Genomic DNA, 24,779 nt, shown 5'->3' with positions numbered 1-24,779 from the left:
TCCGACTCCGGTCACAGCGATCCGCACCTGCCGTGACCGGATGGTCCGTACCGAGAATGAATGGCTCCGCACCTCCCCGGTGCGGAGCCGTCGCTCTTTGTTCTCTCGGTTCACTCCGGGCGGGTGGAGAGACGGAGCAGCACCGCCGAAGGGGCCGACGGGAGGGAGACGTCGAGCGTTGCGGCCTCCGGGTCCCACGTGGCTTGCGCCTTCGTGGTGGAGGGGTACAGCACGTCGACGCCGGCCCGGGCGCCGCGAAGGGTCGGGAACGGGAGAACGGCCGACTCGTCGGAGTCGTCACCGGGACGGCGCCACACGGTGACGTACGTGGTGTCGGGTGTGTGCAGAGCCAGGGCGATCCACGGGTCGTACCAGCCGGGGAGGCCCAGTGGCCAGGCGGGGACAGCGGTGGCCAGGTCACTGCGGATCGCCTTGTGGACGGCGACCGCCTCGTGCGTCAACGCGAGGGCATCGGGGGCGAGTTCGGGGAGGAGGCCGGAGAGGTGAATGCGGCCGAGAAGGGCGCTGGCCATGGTGAAGGCGACCTCGTCGAGGGAGTCGTCGGGCAGCGGGTAGGCCCACACCGCCCCTTGTTCCGGGGTGACCGCGGTGGGTGCGGCCGCCGCGATCGGGGCGTACAACTCCAGGTTCTGCTGGTCGCTGGTGGAGTGCAGCTGGACGCGCGAGAGCAGGGCGTAATCGGCGCGCTTGCCGCCGGAGGCGCAGCTCTCCAGGACGAGGCCCGGGTGGCGGTCCAACACACCGTCCAGCCAGTCGAGGAAGGCGCGGTTGTGGCCGAGCAGGCCGTCCGCCGGGGCCTCACCGGGGTGACTGCTGGTGCCGGAACCAGCGTCCACGTTGTAATCGAGCTTGAAGTAGCCGACGCCGAAGTCGGCTACGAGCCGGTCCACCACCGCGTCCAGGTGGGCGCGGGCGGCGGGATGGCGCAGGTCGAGGTGGAAGCGTCCGTTCGCGTTGACACGAGCGCCGTTGCGGCGGAAGAACACCTCGTCGGGCAGGGTGTCGGCGATCGGGCTGTGCACGCCCACCACTTCGGGTTCCAGCCACAGTCCCGGCACCATGCCGCGCTCCCGTATCCGGTCCATGACCTCCCCCAGGCCGCCCTCGCCGGGAAAGCGGGAGGGGGCGGGCTCCCACGCGCCGACGGTGGTCCACCAGCCGCCGTCCCCGTCGTCGTACCAGCCGGCGTCGATGACGAAATACTCGGCGCCCGCCTCGGCGGCGGCATCGATGTGCGGCAGCAGGCGGGCCGTGGTCGGGTCGCCCATCAGGCAGTTCATGTAGTCGTTGAAGATGACGGGGAGGTTCTGGTGGTCGGGGTGCGGGCGGCGGATCGCCCGCCGGTAGCTGGTGAGCGCGGCGAACGCCCCGTCGATGCCGCCGGTCTCGGCGAGGGCGAGGGCCACGGGGACGGTCGTGAAACCCGCCCCCGGCTCAAGACGGTGCGACCAGCCGTGCCGGACGTTGGTGGGGCCGGACAGGGACAGGAATCCCGTGTCCATGTTCTCCCCGCAATCCCACTGCCAGCCGCCGCCGTTGGTCTCCAGCTGCCACAGCCAGGTCCGCCCCGTCTCGCGGTCGCTCAGCGCGCCCATCGGCAGGTGACCGCCGCTGGAGCAGGAACCCTTCCCGGCGACGGTGAAGGTCCCCATGCGGTAGGACTGGTGGACGCGGCCGCTGATGTGCGGGACGGCCTCGCGCAACGGGCGCCGCTGCCAGCGGTGCTCGTCCATCCAGTCGCTCTCCGCCCACAGCAGGTCCGCGGTCGCCAACTGAGCCGGGTCCGTGGTCAGTACGCCGAGGACGAGGGAGGTGACCGACTCCAGGTCGAGCGGGTTGCTGCCTCCGTTGCGCAGCTCCACGTGTGCGCGCAGGACCGGGATGCCGTCGGGCGAGCGGTAGACCACGTCAGCGGCGAGGTCCGTCTCGGGGTCGTGCAGGCGGACGGTCAGCTGGTGCCAGTCCCCGTCGCGCCGGGCGTCGTGGCTGAGGTAGCGCAGCCGTTCGCCAACACTGTCGACCAGGCGCCGGCTCGACGGATCCGGACCCCGGGCACCCACGACGGACCCGACCAGCGGCAGCGACTCCCTCGAACCGGCCGGCCTGGGCACGGCATCGGGGGCGCCCAGGTGACGGAGTCGCGGACGGCCGTCCTGGTCGGCGTCGATGATCAGGCGCAGGGCGTCGTGGCCCCAGTCGAGGAGAACGCGGGTGTCCATCATAATGCGTGTTCCTTCGCTTCTTCGGTGTCAGCGGCCGGTGTGCGCGGCGAACGCCCGGCCCGCGTGCGCCGGTACGGCAGCGGGCCGCACGGGGGTGCTGGTGATGTGGACCGACTGTCCGGCTTCGGCACCCGCACGGGTACGTCCTCCCAGTCCTTGGTCTCCGCGCCGGCCCGGAAGAGGCGCACCGGGCCGTCGAAGTGGTTGGGGTCGGGGACGGACAGCGAGCCTTCCGTTCCGTAGATCTCGATGTGCGGCAGGCCCGCTGCCCAGACGTCGAACGACATCACCAGCGTCGACAGCGCCCCACTCGCGTGCTCCAGAACGCCGGCGACGTGGGTGGCCACCTCCACCGGGAATGTGGTGCCCGCGCGCGGACCGTGGCCGACGGTGCGCTCAGACCGCGAGGCGGACGTCATGCCGACCACCTTGCGCACCGGACCGAGCAGGGTGACGAGCGCGGTGATGTGCGAGCGGCGGCCGGCCAGCGCCTTGGCGCCGGCGTTGGGGTGGTAGCCGAGCTCGACCATGGAGCGCTGCACACGGCGCCGGGCCACGTCGGCGATGGTCGCCATGGTGGTATCTCGGCTTCCTTCCTGTCGGCCGGGGCGGCCCTTCCCCGAGGGAGAGCGCGAGAGTGTCGAAGCGCTTCACTTCACAATGCAAGCTAATGAGGTCTTTCCAGCGAGACAAGGGGTTGGGCTAAAAGAAGCTTTCTTCATTTCGGGCATTGACACCCGATCAGGGGCGATGGCAGCGTCGAAGCGCTTCACCACTGCTTTGGTGCAGCGCGTCGACGAGTGGGTTGGCAAGATCGGGCCGTCGAGAGATTCGGCCTTCGCCGAGAGAACGGATCCGAACCCCGTGACCGAGCCGCACACCCCCTGGTCCCCGGTGGACATCGCGTTCGAAGCCGCGAAGGACCACCAATTCCCGTACACCGAGGTCGAGTTGGAGGCCGAGTTCAGACACCCCGCCAGCGGAACGGTCGTCCGCAGGCCGGCCTTCTGGGACGGCGGCCGCCGCTGGGCCGTCCGCTTCGCCTCACCAGGACTGGCCGGTGAGTGGACCTGGCGGACCGTCAGCAGCGTGGCGGATCCGGGACTTCACGGCCGTACGGGAACCCTGACCATCGGCGAGACGGACCCCGCCGCCGCCTCCCCCTTCCGCCGCCACGGCTTCTGGCGGATGTCACCGGGCGGCCGCAGCCTCGTGCACGCCGACGGCGCGCCCGCCCTCATCGTCGCCGACACAGCTTGGGGCCTGCCCTGGCGCGCCACGGCCGAGCAGGCCCGCACGTACGCCGCCGACCGCGCCGCCAAGGGCTTCAACGCGGCGCTCCTGATGAGCGTCATGCCCGACATGGACGCCCGCGGCCCGCGCGACCGCACTGCCGACGGCGGCTTCGACATCGCCTTCGAGGACCTGCGGGACGGGGGGCTCGACCGAATGGTCCCGGCGTACTTCCAACGCCTGGACGAACTCCTCGGCATCCTCGACGCGCACGGGATCGTGCCCGTCCTCCAGCCCGTCTTCCACGGCTTCGGCTGGAAGGGCCTGCGGGTCGCCGGCCCTGTCGTGCCGCCCGCCTCGTACGCCCGCTACTGCCGGTATCTCGTCGCGCGGTACGGTGCCTCGCCCGCCGTCTGGCTGGTCGGCGCGGACGGGCGCGGCGACGAACCACAGATCGCCGCCGGTGGCCGCGAGATCGAAGCCTGGGACGGCTACCACCAGCCCACCGGCATCCACTACCGCCCGCACGGCCCCAACAACGCCTCGCAGGAGGCCAGTTGGCTGGACTTCCAGTGGTGCCAGACCGGTCACCGCGGCGAGCATCTGCCCGAGCGCGTCGCCGACATGTGGCGCAACCTCCCCGTCAAGGCCGTCGCCAACGGCGAGCCCAGCTACGAACACACCGGTGGGCGAGGCGTGGCGGCCGGCTGGTGGCAGGGGCACGAGGCGTGGAGCAACCTGTGCGCGGGCGGCACGATGGGCGTCGTGTACGGGGCGGGCAGCCTGTGGCAGTGGGTGCAGCGCGTGGACGAGCCTGGCCAGGCCCCGTTCTTCATGGCGCCGGGTGCGAGTTGGCGCGAGGCCCTGGACTTCGAGGGGTCCACGTACGTCGGCCTGCTGCGCCGCATCCTCGACGGCGTCCCGACCACCGACATGGCCCCCGACTGGCAGACCTGCCTCGCCACCCGCGGGCTCCTCTCCCCCGGCCGCCTCTTCCTCGCCTACAGCGAGCACGGCGGGACGCTGCAGTTCAGCCCCGACGCGGGTGACACGGTGCCGCTGCCGTACCGCGTGATGGACCCGCGCACGGGCAAAACGATCGCCTCCGGCGCACGCACCGGACCGCTCGCCCCCGTCGAAGCGCCGGAGGGGGAGCCGCTGGTCTATCTGTGCTTCGAGGGGGCGGACGCGTAGGGGGCTGCGTCAGGTTGCGGCCGGCGGGAGAGCGACTGTACGGAACCGGGCGTTGCCCGTGCCGGACGCTCGCCGCCGGCGTCGCGTTGTCGCGCCGGTCCCGTGACGTGATCACGGGAGTCGGCAGGGAGAACAGGACCGTCGCGGCCGCGTCTCGGAGAAAAATGATTGAGGCGGCAACCTTTCTGCTCCGGGTGGCCACTTGGGGGTGTACCGACGAGGGCGAGCCGTGGTCAGCGGCGCTACGCCCTCTGTGTCAACACCCGATCGGAGCCCCCCACATGTCACCAAACGACCCGAGAACCGCCGAGCAGCCGATGCCCTGGCGCCGCACGCCTCGCCGTAGCCGGTTGCGTCGGCGCTTTGTCGCGGGGGCGGTGGCGGTGCTCGCCGCCTCGGCCGGTGTCGGCGTCCTGGCGCCGAGCGCGGGCGCCGCGCCGACCGTCGACATCCGTGTGAATGCCGGTACCTCCCTGGGCACCGTGCCCAGCAGTGGTACCGGCCTCAACACGGGCGTGGGCGACGATCACATGGGCACCGCCAAGGTGTCATCGCTGATGAAGGCCGCGGGAGTTCGGCAGCTGCGCTATCCCGGCGGCTCCGGCGCGGACGTATACCACTGGAAGACCCACACCATGGACGACGGCTACAGGAACCCGTCCAACACCGACTTCGACCACTTCATGGCCACCGCGAAGACGGTCGGCGCCCGGCCGATCGTGACCGCGAACTACGGTTCCGGCACCCCTCAGGAGGCCGCCGACTGGGTCAAGTACGCCAACGTCACCAAGGGTTACGGCGTGAAGTACTGGGAGATCGGCAACGAGGTCTACGGCAACGGGTACTACGGCGACGGCAAGGGCTGGGAAACAGACAAGCACGCCGACAAGAGCCCGAGGGAGTACGCGAAGAACCTGGTCGCCTACGCGAAGGCGATGAAGGCCGTGGACCCGAAGGCGAAGATCGGAGCGGTGCTCACCACCCCCGGCGGCTGGCCGGACAAGGAGAAGGCTCCCGGTGACAGCGCCGACTGGAACAACACGGTGCTCTCCATCGCGGGAAGCTCGATCGACTTCGCCATCGTCCACTGGTATCCGGGCGGCACCACCACGGACGACCTGCTGAAGACCCCCTCCCGGATCGCCGGTGTCACGTCCGAGCTGCGCTCACTGATCGCCAAGTACACGGGCTCGCACGCCGCTTCGGTGGAGATCGCGGTCACCGAGAACGGCGCCGTCGGCTCACCCGCCCAGACCAGCCAGGCCGCGGCCCTGTTCGCGTCGGACACCTACATGACCTGGTTCGAGCAGGGTGCCACCCACGTGGACTGGTGGAACCTGCACAACGGCACGGACCAAGCACCCACCACCGTCAACGGCCAGATCGACTACCAGGACGGGGGCATCCTCTCCGCCGGCACCTGCGCCGGGGGGAAGTGCGAACCGGCACGCGACACCCCCTTCCCCATCTACTGGGGCATCCGCTCGCTGACCGCACTGGCAAAGCCCGGCGACACCATGGTCAAGGCGTCCTCGGGCAACACGTCGGTCGCTGTGCACGCGGTGCGCAGCAGCAACGGCGCTCTGAACGTCATGCTGATCAACAAGAGCCCGCAGAACGCGGCGCCGGTATCGCTCTCCTACGCCGGATACACCCCGGCCGCAGGAGCGGTCACGACCGTTTCCTACGCCCAGGGAGACACCGCCCTGACCACGACGAAGAGGGGCACGGCGGCCGCACAGACGCTGCCGCCGTACTCGATCACGACCCTTCAGCTGAAGCCCGCGCCGGGGACCGCCGGCGCCGCCAAGCCGACACCCGCCCCCACTCCGACCGTCGCCGCGCCGGTCGTCTCCGGCACGACCGGCACCCGCGCGCAGGGTGAGATCGGCGCACGCGTCGACGGGACGACCCCGAGCAGCACGTCCGGCGACCTGGCTTCCACCGGGGCGAGCACCACTGTCACGTACAGCGCCGTCGGTGGCCTGCTGGTCATCGCTGCCGGCGGCATGCTGCTGCTTCGCGGACGTCGCAGCAGGGCTCTGCACAGGAAGTGAGACCGCGTAAGTGACTGACGGCCCGGCAGCAACGCCACCCACCGTGACATGCGCGCCGGGCCGTCGGCCTCCGCCGTGGTCGACGAGTTCGGCAAGCTCCACCACGGCGTCCGACCGGCTTCCGCAGGTGCCGACCGTCTCGCTCCCACGCGGTATCCGAAGGTTGTGGTCGAGCCACCCCGCCGTTCCACCCCAAGGGCCCCGACCTTCCCTGGCCGGGGCCTCAAGAGATCACAACTCCACGCAGACCCTAATGCCCCACTGCCTTAAGTGGGTTGGCCCTGTCACTGGATCGTCCAGGCCTGGTTGGACTGGTTCAGGGCCATCCACTGTGCGATGGCGGCTCCGTTCGCCGTCGATCCGCTGCCCACCTCCAGGACCTGTCTGCTCTCGAAGTTGCGGATGAGATACCCGCCGCTGGTCGGCTCGAAGTACCACAGCTGGTTGTTGCCACCGCCGTAGGTCCGCTGCAGCGCCGCGGTCCCCTTCCAGTGGCTGGAGAAGTTCATCTCGAGGGCCTTGCCGCTGTTCCTGTTCACGATCCTGTAGAGCTGCCCGGTGACCGGAACGACGGTCCACTGCTGGTTGGCGCCACCGGTGCTCGGCCACTGGACGACGCTGCCGCCGTCGGCGGTGGACCCTCCGTAGACGTCCATCATCTGACCGCTGTTGACGTTCTTGATCGTGTAGAACGTCGACGGGTTGATGGTCGGCCTACCGGTCGCGTCCTCCAGCGCCCCGTCGGCCCGCTGCACACTGAAGTCCGTGATGTAGAAGTAGGCGCCGTCGGTCTTGGCGACCCGCACGTAGCGGAACTGCTGGCGGACGTCGACGTTGCTCGTGAGCGTCGCGGCGAACGGCAGGGTGTCCGTCTGACGTCCCAGGACGGTGTAGCTGCCGAAGGAGGGGTCGTTGGAGGCCCGGATCTCGAAGTTGCCGCGGGTCTCGGACTGGTCCAGGTTCTGGCGGGTTGTCAGTGAGAACTGACCGAGCTGGTAGGCCTGCCCCAGGTCGACCTGCCACCACGCCGACGAGTCGCTTCCGGTGGGCGACCAGCCGGTTGAGTTGTTGTTGTCGACGGCGTTCGTGGCCGGCGTGCCGGAATCGTAGACCGACGAGGCGGACGCCGACTTGTTGTAGGCGAGGTCGAGCTTCGTCGCCAGCCCCTGGTAAGCGGACTCAAGACCGGAGGCCTTGATCACCGAGTCGCCGGATGTCGTGTTGTTGGTGAGCGTGACATTGGAGCCGTTGCGGTTCTGGTTGATGAATCCGTCGGTACGCGACAGCACGTTGTTCGAAAGGGTCATGTTGTCCGACCCCTCGTCCAGGTAGACACCGTGCACGGCGTTGCCGCAGGCGGACGGGGCTCGTATCGCGTCGTGGACGTAGTTGCCGCTGATGACCGTGCCCGGGTCGTTCGAGAGGTGGTAGATACCGGCGGAGTCGCACAGCCGGTTCATCACGTTGCCGATGCGGTTGTAGCTGATGCTGTTGTTGCCTTCGGCGTTGGCCGCCGACTGCCAGCCCCAGCCGAGCGAGATGCCGGCCCACGGAGTGTCGGAGATGTCGTTGTGGTCGATGGTGGTGCTGTTGACGAAACCCGCGTTGATGCCCGCGGTTCCCAGGTAGTCCTCCCCGATCCGGGTGATCAGGTTGTTCTTGACGGTGACGTTCTTGACCACCTCCCGGGCGTCCTCACCAGGCGGCGAGCTGGGCGGGTTGTAGACGGTGTGGTACTCCACGGTCGGGTCGGAGAACTTGCCGACCATGATGCCGTTGCCGGCGATGTCGTGGATCAGGTTTCCGGTCACGGTGCTGTCGTGCACGCCGTGGTGCAGGTCGAGCGCGGTGGCGCCCATCTGCGTGAAGGTGTTGCCAGTGAAGGAGACGCGGTCGGCGTACGAGGCCTGGACCCCGGCCGGCGGACGGTCGACGTACTGGTTGTTGGAGTTGTCGGCCGAGAGGTTGTAGTTGCCGCCCTGGGCGTCGAGGTAGCCGTTGTCGGTCGCTTCCATCCAGGTGGTCTGGGTGAAGGCGATCCCGGAGAAGCGCAGGTCGTGGACGGGACTGCCGAGGTTCGTGCCCTTGATGTCGAACAGTGTCCTGAGCGTCGGCGCCTGCACGGTGGCCGTGGACATGTCCTCGCCGGGACGGGGTTTGTAGTAGACGGTCTGCGCGGCTGTGTCGACGTAGAACTCGCCCGGCTCGTTGAGGAACTCGTGGGCGTTCTCGAAGTGCAGGGGAACGCCGTCGGAGAGCACCGGGAAGGGGCGCTGGAAGAGGATGCCTGCCTCGTGGTCCTGGATCGACACGTTGGCGGTGCCGTTGCTGGAGCTGATCGACTTCAGCCGCAGGAAGCTCTCGCCCCACTGCGTTTCCAGCATCATCTCGACCTTGCTGAGCTGGTTCCAGTCGGAGACCTGTGAACTGAGCACCTTCAGCAGCTTGTTGGGCTTGTCACTGCCCTGGAGCTGGAAGTCCGAGCCGATGTCGGGGAAGCGGGACCGGGTGGCGCGGACCCCGTTGACGTACAGCTGCCGGAAGTTGAAGGCGCCCACGGGCGCCTTGTACTCGCCGTTGGCAGCCGCGGTCCAGCCGGCGATCGCCTTGCCGCTGGTGATCACGGGCTTCTCGCCGTTGTAGGCCTGGTAGACGACCGTGTGGCCGTTCGTGCCCGAGTCGCTGGCGCCGAAGGTGATCGGGGCAGTGAGGGGGTAGGTGCCTCCGCGCAGGTTCACGACGATGTCGTCGGACATGCTCGCGTTGACGGCTCGGACCGCGGCCTTCGCGGCCTGGACGGTCTTGAACGCCGCGGCGGTGCTGGTTCCCGAGTTGCTGTCACTGCCATTGACAGGGTCGACGTAGAAGTTCGTCGTGGCCGCGTAGGCGGGTTGAACGGGCAGCACGGCCGCAAAGACGACAACTGCCGCTGCGAGCGCCTTGACCGTCCCCGCGCAGATGCGCATGGGTCTCATCTGGTGGTGTCCTCCTCCATACCCCCGCTGCTTATGAGTTGCATTTATCGAGGCATGAGGACATCTACGTCAAGACGATAGGCGTACTTATTTTTCATTGGTGCAACATCGATGACATGCGGACGCATCAAGGATCGATGCCCTGAGCGCCACCCGCAGCCAAGAAAAGTGCCAGGTCGGGACACCATCGGCTTTGCCGATCGGCACCCTTACCGCGCCCGTCCAACCCGTCCAGCGAAACCACCACCTCGAAATGAATACTACTTATTTCAGGGTGAGTTATCGCCGTCTATGCGGCTCAGTACCAGACGGAGAACGTGGCGTCAGCCCTGCCGCCGGCGGTGGAGATCGGGTCGATGCGCAGCACGTAGTCGTAGTGCCGGATGTAGCGGTCCGGGTAGTTGTACGAGCGGAACGACGACCAGGAGGGGTCGGCGAGCCCGGCGGTCTTGTAGAAGGTGGCGTCCTTGGCGAACGTCGTGGTGCCGTCGTTGACGTCCAGTCGCAGCTGGTAGTAGGAGTGCCGCAGGTAGCGGGGCGAGTTGTCGACGGACTGGAAGGAGACGCCGGAGGGGTCGGCCAGCCCCGGCACCACCTTCCATTCGGAGTCGGTGTACGGGTCGAACGGGTACGGGTCGATGCGGCCGATGTCATCGGCGTGCCGCCAGTATCTGTCCGGGAAGTTGTAGGACTTCAGCCGGTTCCAGGCGGGCTTGCCCCACTTGGCGACCATGTTGTCGTACACCGCCTGGGGCATCGACTGGATGGTGGCGTGTTTGGAGTTCAGCGGCTGGGTGTAGGTGCGCCGGTCGGTGGCGGTCCAGGTGCCGGTGGACAGGTCGCTGGTCTGCCAGGCGTAGAACACCGCGTTGGCGTCGCCCCACAGGTACCAGGTGCCGGAAGGCTGGGACTTGACGAGGATCGGTGCCTCGATGCCTCCTTGCGGCGCCAACCCCGAGGTGAAGACGGTGAAGCTCCCGGGATCGAGCGAGGTGGACTTCGCGCCCACGAGGCTGTTGCGCGCCTTGAAATACAGGTAGTTGACGCCGTTCACGTTCATGGCCAGGGATCCGTCGATGATGTCGTAGCCCGGGTCGAAGAAGACCTGCGGCGACGTCACCGTCTTGAAATCCGTGGTGTAGTTCACCATGATCACGTTGTGTCCGCTGCTGTTGACGGACGAGTAGATGATGGCGTACTGGCCGCGGGAGGCGTCCCAGAAGGCTTCGGGCGCCCAACTGTGGGTGGCCATCGAGTGCAGCTTCAGCAGGCGGTAGTTGTCGAAGGAGCGCAGGTCGGCGGAGTCCCAGACGTGGATGTACTGGCTCCGCAGATTCCAGTTGGTTCCCTTCAGGTCGGTCGCCATGACGACGTAGGTGCCGTCCTGCTTGGGCAAGATGAAGGGGTCGCGCAGACCGCCCGTGCCCCCGGTCGGGGTCACGACGGGGCTGTTCTGATTCAGCGGCATCCATTGCAGCGCGTCGGTGCTGACGGCCAGGTGCAGGCCGTAGTCGGTACCGAGGCCGTTCCGCGACTCGGTGAAGTAGCCCATGACGAACGGGGAGCCGGTCGCGGCCGCCGCGGACTGGCTACCGATGGTCGACGCGCCGGTCACGGACAGCGGCATGGCAGCGGCCATGCCGAGGAACAACCGGCGTGACGGGAGGGGGGTTGCGCTCATCTGGTGTCTCCAGGGGGTACGCAGAGCCGGGGTAGTGGTCGCATCGAACGAGTTGTCGGCGGGGATTGCTTTGACGCCTCAGCGCCCCGGCGCCGACCGCGGCGTCTTGCAGTTGCTCGCCCTGTGATGCGGGCTACGACAGAGCCCACTTCTGACTGTTGCTGCCGTTGCAGGTCCACAGGACCAGCTTGGTGCCGTTGGCGGTTCCCCCGCCGGTGGCGTCAAGGCAGAGGCCGGCGTTCACGTTGGTGATGGTGCCGTCCGCGTTGACGTTCCACTGCTGGTTGTTCTGGCCGTTGCAGTCCCAGATGACGACCCTGGTGCCGTTGGTCGTGCCACGGTTGTAGGCGTCCAGGCACTTGTTGCCGTAGACCACGAGCTGCTTGCGTGAGGTGTTGTTCCACGACTGGTTCTCACCGCCGTTGCAGGTCCACAACTGCGCGTCGGTGCCGTTGGTGATGGTGTTGTTGTTGATGTCGAGGCAGCGGTTCGACTGCGCTCCGACCGCCTGGGCGCCGTTCGCGCCGGGCAGCGGGCGGACCTCGATGGCGTCGAAGTCCGGTGTCCAGGCAGATGAGTTGGAGAACGTCAGCGTGTTCGACGAGCCCTTGGCCAGGGACACCTCGACCGAAACGGTGCCGGGCGTGGTCCACGAGCCGGTCGGCGGGAAGGACACCGTGGTGGCCTGCTGCCCGTTGACCTGGAGGACGGCCGTACGGGCCGCGTTGCTGCCGTTGGTGTAGGCGACGTCGACGACCTTGGCGCCCGTGGCGTCGGCCGTGACGTTGTTGAAGCGGAGGGTGTTGGCGGCGCCGTCGCCGACATTGCCCACCTTGGTGGCGCCGGAGCAGTTGGCGCAGGTGGCGTTGGCCGCGGAGCCGCCCTTGGTGTTGGCGGTGGCCTCGGCCTCGTACGTGGAGCTCGCCGCCTCGGTGCCGCCGGTGACCGTGAGCATCACGGAGTCCTTGGCGGGGACGGAGACGGTGTAACTGGTGCTGAAACTGCCCGCGTTGGAGCGCGTCCAGAGGTTGCGGACCGTGGCGGAGGCGCCGGTCAGGCCGAGGTCGGACCAGCGGACGGTCATGTTCTGCGCGGTGGAGGTGCGGTTGAGCAGGACGACGGCCCGTTTGCCGGTGCCGGACAGGACCTTGCCGTAGACCTGCAGTCCGGTGGTGTCCTCGGCGACCTTGACGCCCTGGAGGCCGCGCGGGTCCTGGTCGACCGCGACGACCTCGGGGTTCGTGAGGATGTCACGCGTCTGCGTGCTCATCGTGGCTATGTTGTTGCCGGCGAGGAGCGGGGCGCCCGAGATGGCCCACAGGTTCATGTGGCTGCGGTTCTGGGCGGCGGTGAAGCCGTCCATGCCGACCATGAGCATGTCCGGGTCGTCGTAGTAGCCGGTGTGCTGGGCCGAGGGGTGCACGTTCGTGTCGAAGTTGGCGAGCATGCTGTCCCACGACGGCGACTGGCCGTAGAAAATGATGTCGGTGTTGGTACGCCACAGGGACGACATGCCTGCGCCCCAGTTCCAGGGGTTCTGCTTGCCCCAGTTGCAGATGGACAGTTTCAGCTCGCGGCCGGTGGTCGCCGAAGCCTTGGCGGCGGCGTCGCCAATGGCCTGGTACGTCGTCTTCGCGTCGAGGCCCTCGACGTCGCCGCCGCACCAGTCGACCTTGACGTAGTCGAAGCCCCACTGGGAGAACTGGAGCATGTCCCGCTCGTAGTGGCCCTCGCTGCCGCTGCCGGGCGCGGCCGGGCGGCCCGTCGGGTAGTAGTAGCCGCAGCCGTCCTTGCCCGCGTCGGTGTAGATGCCCGCCTTGAGGCCCTTGCTGTGGATGTAGTCGGCGATGGCGCTCATACCGCCGGGCCACTCGGACTCGTCGATGGTGATGTTGCCCTGGCTGTCGCGGGTGCCTTGCCACCAGCCCTCGTCGAGGTTGATGTACTTGTACCCGGCCTGCGGCAGTCCGGCCGCGACGAACGCGTCGACCTGCGCCTTGATCACGTTGTAGTCGATTTTCGCGGCGAAGGTGTTCCACGAGGCCCAGCCCATCGGCGCCGGGGGTACCGCGACCTGATGGGACGTCACCGCGACCGGTTCCGCCCGGCCCAGTTCGGTGGCCTGCTGGTTCTGGAGGCCGACCAGGGCACCGGCGGCCATCGCGAGCACCGCGGTACGGACGAGGACGGCTCTGCACAGGCGCCTTGTTCGGGGGGCGAAACGCTGAAGGGGCATACGGGTTCCTTCCAGGGCGTACCAATCGAACACCGAAGATTGTTCGAGATGTCGAACAATGCACGGGTTTCCGAACAGGTCTCGCCGAAGCTAGGGTTCCCGTTGCGCAGAAGTCAACGGATCGTTCTGGCTTTTCTGAGGCGTCTTGGCGGCACGGGACATCCGCGACGCACCGAAGGGTGCGTCCGCGTCGATGCGCCGGCAAGACGAGCCCGGGGCGTGCGCTGGCGCGGCGGCGCTACCCGAACAGGCGCCGCTGGATCTCGCGCCGGTAGTCCTCCAGGGTTCTGTCGAGGTGTGCCGCGGTGGCCTGCGCCGCCTCCTCGGGGCGGCCGTCACGGATCGCCCGGTAGATCGACTCGTGCTCCTCGACGGCCGCCGCCGTGTTCTCTCCGAGCGTGTCGTGGATACCGATGGCGCTGGACTGGCGCTGCAGTCGTCGCGCGTCCCGCACGGCGCTCACGAGGAAGGTGTTGTGCGAGGCCGCGGACACGGCCGCGTGGAAGTCCTCGTCAGCCTGATTGAACACGTCGACCTGGTCATGGACGAACCCATGCCGGCACTCCTCCATGGCCACCTCGATGGTGCGCAGTTCCGAAGGAGTGGCGCGGGTGGCCGCCAGACTGCTGGCGGACATCTCCTGGACCCTGCGGAACTCGAACAGCATCAGCACGTGGTCGATGTCGACGGGACGGAAGAAACCTCCCCACCGGCTGGTGACGAGCATGCCCTCGTCGTCCGCGACGAACAGGCCCCTCCCCTTGTGGGCCCGTACCCGGCCCAGTGCCGAAAGGATCTTCACGGCTTCCCGCACCACCGCCCTGCTGGTACTCAGAATCTGGGCCAGGTCAATCTCGGTGGGCAGCCGGTCACCCGCCACCAGCCGCTCCTCGGCGATGTATTCGAGGATCCGCTCCGCCACGATTTCGTACCCGGGACGGTAGTCGCGCCGCTCGTCCGAGCCGCTCACTGCCGCCGGCGCAGTGGGAGGGACCTGAACCGGCAAGGCCCCTTCGATCGCTGGCGTGTCGTCCATCTGTGCTGCCTCCCGGGTAACTGCGGCGTACGCGACTGACGTGCTGTGGAGCCGACAGGATCGTAGCGCAGGCGAACTATAAGTCCTACTCATTCCGACCAGGCCCTACGACGCATGCTCGGGATTTCCAGGCACACAAATGCCCTTTAACGGCCATAACCGCGCGTGAACGCTCTGTCATCGCCCCCAAATTCCGCAAGTAACGCCGTACACACCCTTGACGGATCCCTTGATGAGGCGGCTAATTTCTTCCACATCGGTAGCAGTACAGCCACCTCAATTTCCGACGCTCGCCCGGGACGGCCCGGCGTCGACCCATCCCCGCTCCCCCCGACCCGCTCGGGGCACCTGCAAACCCAGTGGAGTCATTCATGACCGTCAACAAGCCTTCGTCCAGTCCGAAGAGAGCGCTCGGCAAGAAGCGTTCGGCGTTGCTGACCGGGTGTGCTGCCACGGTGCTGCTGACCGTTTCCGCCTGTGGCGGCGGCACCGCCGCCACGACCGACAAGGACGGCTTCGCCCAGGCACCGCAGAAGGACGGCGCGTTGACCGTCTGGGTGGACGCGACCCGCATGGACGCCGCGAAGCTGTACCAGCGGCAGCACCCGGACGTGAAGATGCACATCGTCAGCTACGACGGCGACGCCAACGGCTCGAACTACCTCCAGACCAAGGTCCAGTTGTTCAACCGCACGCACAAGGGCTGGCCGGACGTCGTGTTCAGCTCCCAGAACAACGAGGCCAGTTGGGCGGTCGACGCCGGCTTCGCCGCACCGCTCAACAAGGGTCTGATCCCGGACGCGACCCTCGGCGGGTTCGCCAAGGGTGCCAACGACGTCTGCACGGTCAACGGCAAGCTCTACTGCCTGCGCAACGACCTCTCCCAGGCCGTGCTCTGGTACAACGCACCATTGCTGAAGCAGTTCGGCTACACGGCGCCGACGACCTGGGAGGAGTACCAGCAGCTCGGTGAGAAGGTGGCCAGCGAGCACCCGGGCTATCTCGTGGGTGACGCCGGTGACTCCTTCGCCCCCGAGATCTACCTGTGGGCGAGCAAGTGCGGCGCCAACCACATCACCGGTCCGAAGGCCGTCTCGGTGAACACCACCAGCGAGGCCTGCACCAAGATGGCCAAGCTCATGGACGTACTGATCAAGAACAAGTCCATGTCCATCACCGGGGTCTTCAGCACCGACTTCGGCAAGAACAAGGCCAAGAAGGTCCTTCTCATGCCTGGCCCTGCCTGGTTCGGCGGCGCCGTGTTCAGGGACACTTTCAAGACCCCGGCCAAGCAGATCGCGGCGGCTCCGATACCGCAGTGGCAGGGAGACAGCGCGACCTCCACCGGCAACGTCGGCGGCGGTACCTGGCTGCTGTCCCAGCACTCCACCCACATCAAGGCGGCGACCGACTTCCTGAAGTGGGTCACCACCGACAACGCCTACCAGGGTGGGAAGGCTCCGGGCTACCCGGCCTACGCGCCCGCGGCAGAGGTCTGGCTGAAGGGCCAGGACACCTCCGGCTACTTCGCCAGCGACCTGAGCGCGCTCAAGACCGCCTCCTCCCAGGTCTGGTCGGAGTGGGGTTCGGGCCAGTTCAGCCAGGAGGCGATCTGGGCCGCCACCGTCAAGCCCGGCATCACCCAGGGCAAGTCCATCGAGTCCCTGCTGCCCGCCTGGCAGGACTCCATCGTCAAGTACGCCAAGTCCAACGGATACAAGGTCTCCCCGTGACCCTCACGCGCTCATCAGCCGGCTCCACCACCCGGCGCTCTCGCGGCGGCTCCCGGCAGAGCCGGGCCGGCGTCGCCTTCGTCGCCGGCTACGTTGTCCTGCTGATCGCGTTCGGCATCCTGCCCACCGGGTACGCCGTGTACTTCGCGTTCACCGACGCCGGCGGCACATTCAGCGGCTTCAGCAACTTCATCACCACGGCACAGGACTTCCGCTTCATGGACGCCGTGGGCCATGTCGCGCTGTACCTGCTGTTCTGGCTGGTCTCACTCGTGGTGTTCGTGGTCGGCCTGTCGCTGCTGCTGCACCGCATCTCCTCGGGCACCGTCAGCAAGAGCCTTCGCTTCTTCTACTACATCCCCGGAGCCCTCGCCGGCGCCGCGAGTGTGCTGGTGTGGCTGTTCATGCTCGATCCTTCGGTGAGCCCGGTCAGTTCCCTGCTGGGCACCCTGGGATTCCACACCTTCGGTGAGGTCATCGCGCCGGGCAACCTGGCCCTGCTGTTCACGATCATCGCGTTCTGGACCGGGGCGGGCGGCTGGATCGTCGTCATGTACGGCGCCCTCAACAACATCCCCAAGGACGTCATGGAAGCCGCGCGCATCGACGGCGCGAACGCCTGGCAGACCGCATGGCGCGTGCAGATCCCGATGCTCCGCAAGTGGATCGTGTACATGGTGATCCTGGCCTTCGCGGCCGGTGCCCAGCTGTTCGTGGAGCCGCAGTTGCTCTCGCTCGCCAGCGTGGGCGTCGCCGGACGCGACTACTCGCTGAACCAGCTGACGTACGACTTCGCCTTCCAGATGAACAACATCAACGGCGCCGCCGCGGTCTCGGTGGAGCTGCTGGTCGTCAGCGTGTCGGTCGCCGGGGTCTTCGTCGCACGGTCGGGGTTCTTCGATGCCGACTGAGACCGCTGCCGGACCGGCCGCCGCCACACCATCCACGAAACAGGGACCGAGCTTCATGAGCCGAACACACCTCCAGGCCCCTGCGCGGCGAAGTCCCTCGCATCATCTGGTGCCACGCCTGCTGACCGGCTCCGTACTGGTCGTCTTCCTGGTCTTCTTCGTGCTGCCGGTACTCTGGCTCGTCCTCGCGGCGACCAAGACCGACCAGCAGCTCGTCCATGGAAACCCGCTGTCGATCGGCTCCTGGCACGCCTTCAAGGCCAACTGGGACGCTCTCACCGCGTTCCAGGACAACACCATCATGCAGTGGCTGGGCAACTCCACGCTCTACGCGGTGATCTCGCTGGTCATCACCCTGTGCGTGACCATCCCCGCGGGGTACGCCCTGGCGATGACGGAGTTCCGTGGGCGGCACAGCCTGCTCGTCGCGACGCTGGTCGTGATGCTCATGCCGACCGCCACGCTGGTGGTGCCGCTGTTTCTCGAGGTCAACGCGGTGCGTCTGATCGGCTCGATGTGGTCGATCATCCTGCCGTACTCGTTCTACCCGTTCGGCGTGTACCTGACGTACATCTACTTCAGCACCGCCGTACCGAAGGACCTGTTGGCGGCGGCACGGATTGACGGTTGCTCGGAGCTCGGCGTCTTCCGGCACATCGCGCTGCCGCTGGCGACACCTGTCATCGCGCTCGTGGGCTTCTTCAGCTTCGTCGCCAACTGGACGAACTACTTCCTGCCCTACGTGATGCTCCCCGAGAGCGACCAGATGCCCATCCAGGTCGGTGTCGGCAGCCTGCTCAGCAACGTGCCGTCCTTCAACCCGGCCGTCGGCACGACCGCGATCGAGCGGCCGCAACTGGCGCTGGCCACGCTGCTTGCCATCACACCGGTCCTCGTCGTCTTTCTCTTCGCCCAGCGCTTCCTGGTCAGCGGGATGCTCGCCGGAGCCACCAAGGAGTAGGCCGGTCCGACGGCCCGCGGCAGCCCGCGCTCGGCCGACGCCCGTCCACCCGCCCGCTGTACCCGGCGTGCGCTCCGCGCCGCCGCCCCGAACGGAGATCTTCGCCATGCCCTTCAGCCCTCCCGGCAGCACGCCGGGCGACGATGCCGCGGCCGCCGCCCGGCCGGCACCGCCCGAGGTCCAGGCCCAGGTTCCGGTGCTCGAACCACCGGGCTGGGCTGTGTCCCAACGAGCCCTGTTCGACCTGCTCGACCACGCGTGGCGCCGCTTCGACCGTGACTTCACCGGCCCGGACGGACGCCTGAATTACACCCAGCCGCTCACGTCCCGCGATGGTGTGGACGACTTCTACGAAGTGTTCTTCAACTGGCCCCAGTTGTACCTCCTCGGCGGCGCCGACGATCTGCTGCCCGCCAGCGAGAAACACTGGGAAGGCGTGACCCGGCAACTGACCGAGCTGGACATGCTGCGCGACGAGTACGAGCGCGGCTACGACTGGTTCCACCAGGGCGAGAGCCTGCTCCTGCTCTTCTTCCTGTGCATGGCCGCCCCCGACCGCTGGTCCGAACGCGCCCTGCGCTTCGCGGAGTTGTACGTCGACCCGGCCAAGGGCAACTACGACCCCGAGCACCGCATCATCACCAGCCCCCACAACGGCAGCGACCCCGACCGCACGGGCCTCTTCGACGGCGACGTCTACCCCTGGCTGCAGAAGGAGGCCGACACCTACGGGTACCCGCTCGAGTGGATCCCCGAGGCCGCGGGCGGTCCGTTCCCGCTCTCCGCGGATCCGCGTCTGGGGGCGCAGATGCGGGACCGGATGGGCGTCGGTGACACCGCGCTGAACCTCGGTGCGGCCGGACTGGTCCTCAACGCCTGGATCCTGTCCGGCGAGGAGCGCTACCGCGACTGGATCGTCGAGTACGTGGGCGCGTGGCGTGAGCGTACGGAGGCGAACGACGGTCTCATCCCCGACAACGTCGGCCCGGACGGGGTCGTCGGCGGTCTGCTGGAGGGCCGTTGGTACGGCGGCCACTACGGCTGGTCGTGGCCGCACGGCTGGCACAGCATAGGGAGCGCGGCCTGCGTGGCGGCGCTCGCGGCGGCGACGGTCACCGGGGACGACGACTACCTGTCCATGGTCCGTACCTCCCTCGACGCCCTCATTGCCCGCGGCAAGGTGATGCCCCACACCGCGGCCGACTCCAGTCTCCCCTCCAAGTGGCGAGCCGAGCTCGGCCCCGACGCCACCACGCCCACGCTCCACCTTCCGTTCCGGCACAACGACACGGGCTGGTTCGACTACAACCCCGCCACCCCGCCCGTTCCGGTGGCCCTGTGGCACCACTCGTCCTCCGACGCCGACCGCAAGCGGCTGGAGGAACTGCGCGAAGCCGAGGCAATCGACTGGCGCACCGTCCGGCCGTTCCGTGCCAAGGAGGAGTCCGGGCACGAGAAGGCGTGGTTCGCCTTCCTCGCCGGCGACGACCCCGAATACCCGGAACGCATCCTCGCCACCGCCCAGGCCCAGATCCGACACCGGCTGCGGCGCATCGACCGCTACCGCGAACTGGACGTCCCCGAGGCCGACATCCACGTGTGGCAGCAGTCCAACCCCGTCGCCACCGAGGCCCTCGTCCAGCTCACGTGGGGCGGCCCCCAGGTGCTGTACAACGGCGGCCTGCAGCAGGCCCGGCTGCGCTACCACGACGCCGAGGCCCGCCGCGCCGGCCTGCCCCCGGAAGTGGCCGCGCTGGTCACCTCCATCGACCCCGAAGCGACCACCGTGGAACTGGTCAACCTCTCCCCCGAGGCCGAGCACACAGTGATCGTCCAGGCGGGCGCCTTCGCCGAGCACACCATCTCCGCCGTCCGCTACACCACCTGCCAGGACGACACCTGGATCGGGGACATGTACGACTACGGCCACACCGAGCCCGTCGTCACCGAGTCGGAGCAGGTCTGCGACAGCACTTTTCTGACGGTACGGCTGCCCGCGTCCACCCGCATCCGGCTCATCCTGCGGCTCCGTCTGCGCACCAACACGCCCAGCTACCGCACCCCGTTCGACACCCGGGACGACGAGCTCTCCCCGGACACGGAGGAGAACACGGCATGAAACGCATGGCCCAGACGATCAGACTCCGCCCCGAACACCGCGAGGAGTACCTCAGACTCCACTCCGCCGTCTGGACCGGCGTCGAAGCGGCTCTGCACCGGGCGAACATCGGCAACTACAGCATCTTCCTCCACGGCGATGCGCTGTTCGCCTACTTCGAATACCTCGGCGACGACTTCGAGGCCGACATGGCCACCCTCGAAGCCGACCCCGAAACCCAGGAATGGTGGAAACTCACCGACCCCTGCCAGGAACCCTGGCCCGACCGGGGCGACTCACGCCAGTGGACGGAACTGACCGAGATCTGGCACCTCGACCCGACGTGGAACCTGCCATGACCCCCGCCCCCGCCCGCGTCCTCATCGATGCGCACCACCATCTCTGGGACCTGGACCGGCGTCCGCAGCCCTGGCTCGACGACCCCGGCCTGGCATCGATCAGCCGTACCTTCACCCCCGGCGACCTGCGCTCCACCGCGACCCGTCCCATCGCGGGCCGTCACCTGCACAGCACGGTGACCGTGCAGTGCATGCCGGACGTGCCCGAGACCGAGGACCTGCTCGCCCTCGCGGAGCAGGAGCCACTGATCGAGGCCGTGGTCGGCTGGGCAGACCTGACGTCGCCGGCGATCGGTGAGGTGCTGGACCGGATGATCGCCGGACCGGGCGGCGCGTATCTGCGCTCCCTGCGCCATCTCGTCCAGGGCGAGACGGACCCGGGCTGGCTGCAACGCCCGGATGTTGAGCGGGGGTTGGCTGCGGCCAGAGACCGCGGGCTCTCCTACGACGTACTGGTCCGCAGCCACCAGCTCGACCAGGCGATCAACCTGGCCGAACGCTTCCCCGACCTGCCCCAGGTCCTCAACCACGCCGGCAAGCCGGACATCGCCCGGCGCGAACTGGCGGACTGGCGACGTCAGGTGCACCGGCTGGCCGCGCACCCACAGGTGGTCTGCAAGCTGTCGGGACTGATCACCGAGGCCGACCACGACCACTGGACCACCGCCGACATCCGCCCGGTCTGGGACATCCTGCTCACCGCCTTCGGCCCCGACCGGCTGATGTTCGGCTCCGACTGGCCGGTCGCCAACCTCGCCGGCGGCTGGAACCGCTGGGCCGCCACCGTCGACGAACTGCTCGACGGCTGTGCCGAACACGAGATCCACGCGCTCCTCGCCGGCACCGCGACCACCTTCTACCGCCTCCCCGCCCGCAGCTGACCGTCGGCGCCCGGGCTGAAGGAACTCTGGAGAACACGATGACACTCGCCGTCCGCTATACGGCCGCCCGCGCCCTGGACACGGCTCCCGCCGAGACCCGCTCCCCCGGTCCCGGTGAGGTGGAGCTGGCCCCCGCCTATGTCGGTATCTGCGGCACTGATCTGCACATCTTCCACGGCGACATGGACGCCCGGGTACGTATGCCCGCAGTCCTGGGGCACGAGATGTCCGGCCGTGTCCTCCGCGTCGGCGGGGGCGTGGACGGCTGGCAGCCAGGCGATGCGGTCACCGTGATGCCGCTGCGCTGGGACGACACCTGCCCGGCCTGTCTCCAAGGCCATCAACACATCTGCCAGCACCTCGACTTCATCGGTATCGACTCCCCGGGCGCCATGCAGCAGCGCTGGATCGTGCCCGCCTCGACGCTCGTCCGCCTGCCCGAGACCCTGCCCCTGGACCGCGCCGCGCTCGTCGAGCCGACGGCGGTCGCCGTGCACGACGTGGGCCGGGCCCAGGTCACCGAGGGCGAGAAGGTCGTCGTGGTCGGCGGCGGCCCCGTCGGCATCCTCATCGCGCTGGTCGCGCGGGCCGCGGGCGCCGAGGTCCGAGTGGTGGAACTGAGCGCCCACCGAAGGCTGCTCGCCGAGGAGTTGGGGCTGACGGCCTGGAATCCGGCCGACGTCGACGTGCCGGCACTGGTGGGGCAGTGGACCGGGAACGCGGGGGCGGACGTCGCCTTCGAGGTGTCCGGCGCGGCGGGCGGCGTGGAGACCGCGGTCGACGTGCTGGGTGTACGCGGCCGTCTGTGCCTCGTCGCCATCCACCCCCGCCCCCGCGAGGTGAACCTGCACCGCTTCTTCTGGCGCGAACTCACCCTGGTGGGAGCCCGGTTGTACGACCGCTACGACTTCGAGCGGGCCGTGGCCCTGGTCGCCGACGGCACCATCCCGGCCGAGCGGCTGATCAGCAAGGTCGTCCCCCTCACGCAGGCGCCCGCCGCTTTCGAGGCGCTGGAGGGCGGCGGTGACGTCATGAAGATCCTCGTGGACTGCACCGACACCACCAGCACCACTGACGACACTCAGGGAGTCACCGTATGACCGCCTTCGACCTCACCGGGAAGCTCGCCGTCGTCACCGGGGCCCGGCGCGGAATCGGCCGGGCCATGGCCCGCGCGCTCGCCGAGGCCGGAGCGGACGTCATCGGCGTCAGCGCGAACCTGGAGGGGGCCGGCAGCGATGTGGAGAAGGACGTGCGTGCCACGGGCCGCAGCTTCGAGGCGATCCGGACCGACTTCGCCGACCCCGCAGCCGTACGGGCTCTGGGCGCGGACCTCGCCGGGCGTGAGCGGGCGGTGGACATCCTGGTCAACAACGCGGGCACGATCCGCCGCGCCCCCGCCGCCGAACATACGGACTCCGACTGGGAGTTGGTGCTCCAGGTCAACCTCAACGCGCAGTTCACGCTGACCCGTGCGGTCGGCGGGGCGATGGTGACCCGCGGCCAGGGAAAGGTCATCTTCACGGCGTCGCTGCTCAGCTTCCAGGGCGGCATCACCGTCCCCGGCTACACCGCCGCCAAGCACGGCATCGCCGGACTGACCAAGGCGCTGGCCAATGAGTGGGCCCCGCACGGCGTCAACGTCAACGCCATCGCCCCGGGCTACATAGCCACCGACAACACCCAGGCCCTCCAGGACGACCCTGCCCGCAGCAAAGCCATCTTGGACCGCATCCCGGCCGGCTGCTGGGGCCAGGCCGACGACCTGGCGGGTGCCACGGTCTTCCTCGCCTCCGACGCCGCCGCCTACGTCCACGGCGTCGTCCTGCCCGTCGACGGCGGATGGCTGGGCCGATGACCGTCGGCATCCACGAGGAGGACGTCATGCAACGCCGGAACATCCACCACACCTCCGTCGAACTCACCGAACTCGGATTCGGCGCGTCGGTCATCGGCAACCTCTACCGGACCACCTCGGCGGCCGACGCGTCGGCCGCCGTCGACGCGGCCTGGGACGCGGGCATCCGGTACTTCGACACCGCACCGCACTACGGCCTCGGACTCTCCGAACAGCGCCTCGGGGCGGCCCTGCGGCAGCGCCCCCGGGACGAGTACGTCGTCTCCTCCAAGGTCGGCCGGCTCCTCGTCCCCAACGAACGTCCGCAGGGCGTCGACAGTGAGGGCTTCGTCGTACGGGACGACCTGCGCAGACAGTGGGACTTCAGCCGCGACGGCGTCCTGCGGTCCATCGAGAACACCCTGGAGCGCACCGGCCTGGACCGGCTGGACGTCGTCTACCTGCACGACCCCGACGACCACTGGCGGCAGGCCGCCGACGAGGCCATGCCCGCCCTCGCCGACCTGCGCGACCAAGGAGTCGTCGGCGCGATAGGCGCCGGCATGAACCAGTCCGCCATGCTCGCCCGCTTCCTGCGCGAGACCGCCGCCGACGTGGTCATGCTCGCCGGGCGCTACACCCTCCTCGACCAGTCCGCCTTGGACGACGTCCTGCCCGCCGCGCAGGAATCGGGCAAGAGCGTTGTCGCAGTCGGCGTCTTCAACTCCGGCCTGCTCTCTCGTGAGTGGCCCGACGAAGGCATGAAGTACGACTACCAGGACGCCCCACCGGAACTGGTCGCCCGTGCACGGGCGATCGCAGACGTCTGCAAAGAACACGGCACCAGCATTCCCGCCGCCGCCATCGCCTTCCCTGCCACCCACCCCAGCACCGTCAATGTCACGCTGGGCATGCGCGATCGCTCACAAGTGACACGGAATGCGGAGCTCCAGCGAAACGCCGTACCCGGGGCGCTCTGGGACGATCTCCTGCACCAGGGGCTGATCAGGTCCGACGTAGTGATCACCAGCGGTACTCAGGGGACGGCTGACCTCCCCGCACCCGATGGACGGTCCGCGGCACACGATGGCGGCACTCGCGGGGGTGGTCCCCGATGCCCCTGATCGACAAGGTGACCACCACGGGCAGCCACCTGAGCGAACTGCTCCACAACCTCGCAGAGGACAAGATCAACGCGCTCACCACCGGCGCCGCGACCGCCTTCTGTCGCCCCCATACGCGAGGTTGTGCCACTCACCGACGCTCCTGAGTCCTCGGGCCACCCAAGGGCTCGGGCCGATGAAGATGCACGTCAACCACACTGACAACACACCCTGGAGCCGC

Annotated in this window: 18 protein-coding genes; 12 read left to right on the top strand and 6 right to left on the bottom strand. The window is 68.3% G+C overall.

Going from position 1 to position 24,779, the window contains the following annotated elements:
- Positions 1 to 110: 110 nt before the first annotated feature.
- Positions 111 to 2,243 (bottom strand): alpha-galactosidase, encoded by a 2,133-nt coding sequence (locus tag OG707_RS37165; RefSeq protein WP_329126283.1) that lies wholly within the window; start codon positions 2,241 to 2,243, stop codon positions 111 to 113.
- Positions 2,240 to 2,818 carry a Gfo/Idh/MocA family protein gene (locus tag OG707_RS42480; protein ID WP_443071442.1) on the bottom strand — a complete coding sequence of 193 codons (579 nt, stop codon included), beginning with the start codon at positions 2,816 to 2,818 and terminating at the stop codon, positions 2,240 to 2,242. Before OG707_RS42480 ends, OG707_RS37165 begins: the two co-directional genes overlap by 4 nt.
- A 289-nt stretch (positions 2,819 to 3,107) precedes the next feature.
- On the opposite strand from OG707_RS42480, the gene OG707_RS37155 reads away from it, so the two are divergent.
- Entirely contained in the window at positions 3,108 to 4,670 is a 1,563-nt protein-coding gene (locus OG707_RS37155; protein ID WP_329126282.1) for an apiosidase-like domain-containing protein, read from the top strand.
- A 281-nt stretch (positions 4,671 to 4,951) separates the two neighbouring features.
- A complete protein-coding gene (locus OG707_RS37150; protein WP_329126281.1) occupies positions 4,952 to 6,727 on the top strand; it encodes an LPXTG cell wall anchor domain-containing protein in 1,776 nt (591 codons plus the stop codon).
- 284 nt (positions 6,728 to 7,011) lie between these two features.
- Here OG707_RS37150 and OG707_RS37145 read toward each other — a convergent pair whose 3' ends face one another.
- From OG707_RS37145 to OG707_RS37130, 4 genes are all read right to left on the bottom strand, one after another.
- Positions 7,012 to 9,702: an RICIN domain-containing protein gene (locus tag OG707_RS37145; RefSeq protein WP_329126280.1), complete on the bottom strand. Its 2,691-nt coding sequence runs from the start codon at positions 9,700 to 9,702 to the stop codon at positions 7,012 to 7,014.
- Between the two features lie 298 nt (positions 9,703 to 10,000).
- Positions 10,001 to 11,383, bottom strand: a complete 1,383-nt coding sequence (locus tag OG707_RS37140) for a glycoside hydrolase family 43 protein (protein ID WP_329126279.1) — start codon at positions 11,381 to 11,383, stop codon at positions 10,001 to 10,003.
- 133 nt (positions 11,384 to 11,516) lie between these two features.
- Positions 11,517 to 13,619 (bottom strand): ricin-type beta-trefoil lectin domain protein, encoded by a 2,103-nt coding sequence (locus OG707_RS37135; RefSeq protein WP_329126278.1) that lies wholly within the window; start codon positions 13,617 to 13,619, stop codon positions 11,517 to 11,519.
- Positions 13,620 to 13,857: 238 nt separating this feature from the next.
- Positions 13,858 to 14,655: a FadR/GntR family transcriptional regulator gene (locus OG707_RS37130; protein WP_329126277.1), complete on the bottom strand. Its 798-nt coding sequence runs from the start codon at positions 14,653 to 14,655 to the stop codon at positions 13,858 to 13,860.
- A 371-nt stretch (positions 14,656 to 15,026) separates the two neighbouring features.
- Between OG707_RS37130 and OG707_RS37125 the strand changes: the two genes are divergently transcribed.
- The 10 genes from OG707_RS37125 (at position 15,027) to OG707_RS37080 (ending at position 24,705) form a co-directional block, all read left to right on the top strand.
- A complete protein-coding gene (locus OG707_RS37125; protein ID WP_329126276.1) occupies positions 15,027 to 16,388 on the top strand; it encodes an ABC transporter substrate-binding protein in 1,362 nt (453 codons plus the stop codon).
- On the top strand, positions 16,385 to 17,299 hold the full coding sequence (locus tag OG707_RS37120) for a carbohydrate ABC transporter permease (protein WP_329126275.1): 915 nt from the start codon (positions 16,385 to 16,387) through the stop codon (positions 17,297 to 17,299). Before OG707_RS37125 ends, OG707_RS37120 begins: the two co-directional genes overlap by 4 nt.
- A gap of 106 nt (positions 17,300 to 17,405) precedes the next feature.
- Positions 17,406 to 18,260, top strand: a complete 855-nt coding sequence (locus OG707_RS37115; protein WP_329128181.1) for a carbohydrate ABC transporter permease — start codon at positions 17,406 to 17,408, stop codon at positions 18,258 to 18,260.
- Positions 18,261 to 18,366: 106 nt separating this feature from the next.
- Positions 18,367 to 20,379: a hypothetical protein gene (locus tag OG707_RS37110; RefSeq protein WP_329126274.1), complete on the top strand. Its 2,013-nt coding sequence runs from the start codon at positions 18,367 to 18,369 to the stop codon at positions 20,377 to 20,379.
- Entirely contained in the window at positions 20,376 to 20,717 is a 342-nt protein-coding gene (locus OG707_RS37105; RefSeq protein ID WP_329126273.1) for an L-rhamnose mutarotase, read from the top strand. Before OG707_RS37110 ends, OG707_RS37105 begins: the two co-directional genes overlap by 4 nt.
- On the top strand, positions 20,714 to 21,598 hold the full coding sequence (locus OG707_RS37100) for an amidohydrolase family protein (protein WP_329126272.1): 885 nt from the start codon (positions 20,714 to 20,716) through the stop codon (positions 21,596 to 21,598). Before OG707_RS37105 ends, OG707_RS37100 begins: the two co-directional genes overlap by 4 nt.
- Positions 21,599 to 21,636: 38 nt before the next feature.
- Entirely contained in the window at positions 21,637 to 22,698 is a 1,062-nt protein-coding gene (locus OG707_RS37095; protein WP_329126271.1) for a zinc-dependent alcohol dehydrogenase, read from the top strand.
- The gene (locus tag OG707_RS37090) at positions 22,695 to 23,456 is read left to right on the top strand and encodes an SDR family oxidoreductase (RefSeq protein WP_329126270.1); all 762 of its coding nucleotides are present in this window, start codon (positions 22,695 to 22,697) and stop codon (positions 23,454 to 23,456) included. The genes OG707_RS37095 and OG707_RS37090 overlap by 4 nt, the downstream gene beginning before the upstream one ends.
- Positions 23,453 to 24,559 (top strand): aldo/keto reductase, encoded by a 1,107-nt coding sequence (locus tag OG707_RS37085; protein WP_443071441.1) that lies wholly within the window; start codon positions 23,453 to 23,455, stop codon positions 24,557 to 24,559. Before OG707_RS37090 ends, OG707_RS37085 begins: the two co-directional genes overlap by 4 nt.
- Positions 24,550 to 24,705 carry a hypothetical protein gene (locus OG707_RS37080; RefSeq protein ID WP_329126269.1) on the top strand — a complete coding sequence of 52 codons (156 nt, stop codon included), beginning with the start codon at positions 24,550 to 24,552 and terminating at the stop codon, positions 24,703 to 24,705. Before OG707_RS37085 ends, OG707_RS37080 begins: the two co-directional genes overlap by 10 nt.
- Positions 24,706 to 24,779 lie beyond the last annotated feature (74 nt).

The sequence above is a fragment of the Streptomyces sp. NBC_01465 genome (assembly GCF_036227325.1).
GTDB lineage: Bacteria > Actinomycetota > Actinomycetes > Streptomycetales > Streptomycetaceae > Streptomyces.
The sequence above is the reverse complement of the archived record's forward strand: the minus strand, read 5'-3'. Positions and strand labels throughout refer to the sequence as shown.

Excerpts from the sequence above, each read along its gene's own strand:
- OG707_RS37165 (WP_329126283.1), bottom strand. The coding sequence starts at position 2,243 with ATGATGGACACCCGCGTTCTCCTCGACTGGGGCCACGACGCCCTGCGC.
- OG707_RS42480 (WP_443071442.1), bottom strand. The coding sequence starts at position 2,818 with ATGGCGACCATCGCCGACGTGGCCCGGCGCCGTGTGCAGCGCTCCATG.
- OG707_RS37150 (WP_329126281.1), top strand. The coding sequence starts at position 4,952 with ATGTCACCAAACGACCCGAGAACCGCCGAGCAGCCGATGCCCTGGCGC.
- OG707_RS37145 (WP_329126280.1), bottom strand. The coding sequence starts at position 9,702 with ATGAGACCCATGCGCATCTGCGCGGGGACGGTCAAGGCGCTCGCAGCG.
- OG707_RS37140 (WP_329126279.1), bottom strand. The coding sequence starts at position 11,383 with ATGAGCGCAACCCCCCTCCCGTCACGCCGGTTGTTCCTCGGCATGGCC.
- OG707_RS37135 (WP_329126278.1), bottom strand. The coding sequence starts at position 13,619 with ATGCCCCTTCAGCGTTTCGCCCCCCGAACAAGGCGCCTGTGCAGAGCC.
- OG707_RS37130 (WP_329126277.1), bottom strand. The coding sequence starts at position 14,655 with ATGGACGACACGCCAGCGATCGAAGGGGCCTTGCCGGTTCAGGTCCCT.
- OG707_RS37125 (WP_329126276.1), top strand. The coding sequence starts at position 15,027 with ATGACCGTCAACAAGCCTTCGTCCAGTCCGAAGAGAGCGCTCGGCAAG.
- OG707_RS37110 (WP_329126274.1), top strand. The coding sequence starts at position 18,367 with ATGCCCTTCAGCCCTCCCGGCAGCACGCCGGGCGACGATGCCGCGGCC.
- OG707_RS37105 (WP_329126273.1), top strand. The coding sequence starts at position 20,376 with ATGAAACGCATGGCCCAGACGATCAGACTCCGCCCCGAACACCGCGAG.
- OG707_RS37100 (WP_329126272.1), top strand. The coding sequence starts at position 20,714 with ATGACCCCCGCCCCCGCCCGCGTCCTCATCGATGCGCACCACCATCTC.
- OG707_RS37095 (WP_329126271.1), top strand. The coding sequence starts at position 21,637 with ATGACACTCGCCGTCCGCTATACGGCCGCCCGCGCCCTGGACACGGCT.
- OG707_RS37090 (WP_329126270.1), top strand. The coding sequence starts at position 22,695 with ATGACCGCCTTCGACCTCACCGGGAAGCTCGCCGTCGTCACCGGGGCC.
- OG707_RS37085 (WP_443071441.1), top strand. The coding sequence starts at position 23,453 with ATGACCGTCGGCATCCACGAGGAGGACGTCATGCAACGCCGGAACATC.
- OG707_RS37080 (WP_329126269.1), top strand. The coding sequence starts at position 24,550 with ATGCCCCTGATCGACAAGGTGACCACCACGGGCAGCCACCTGAGCGAA.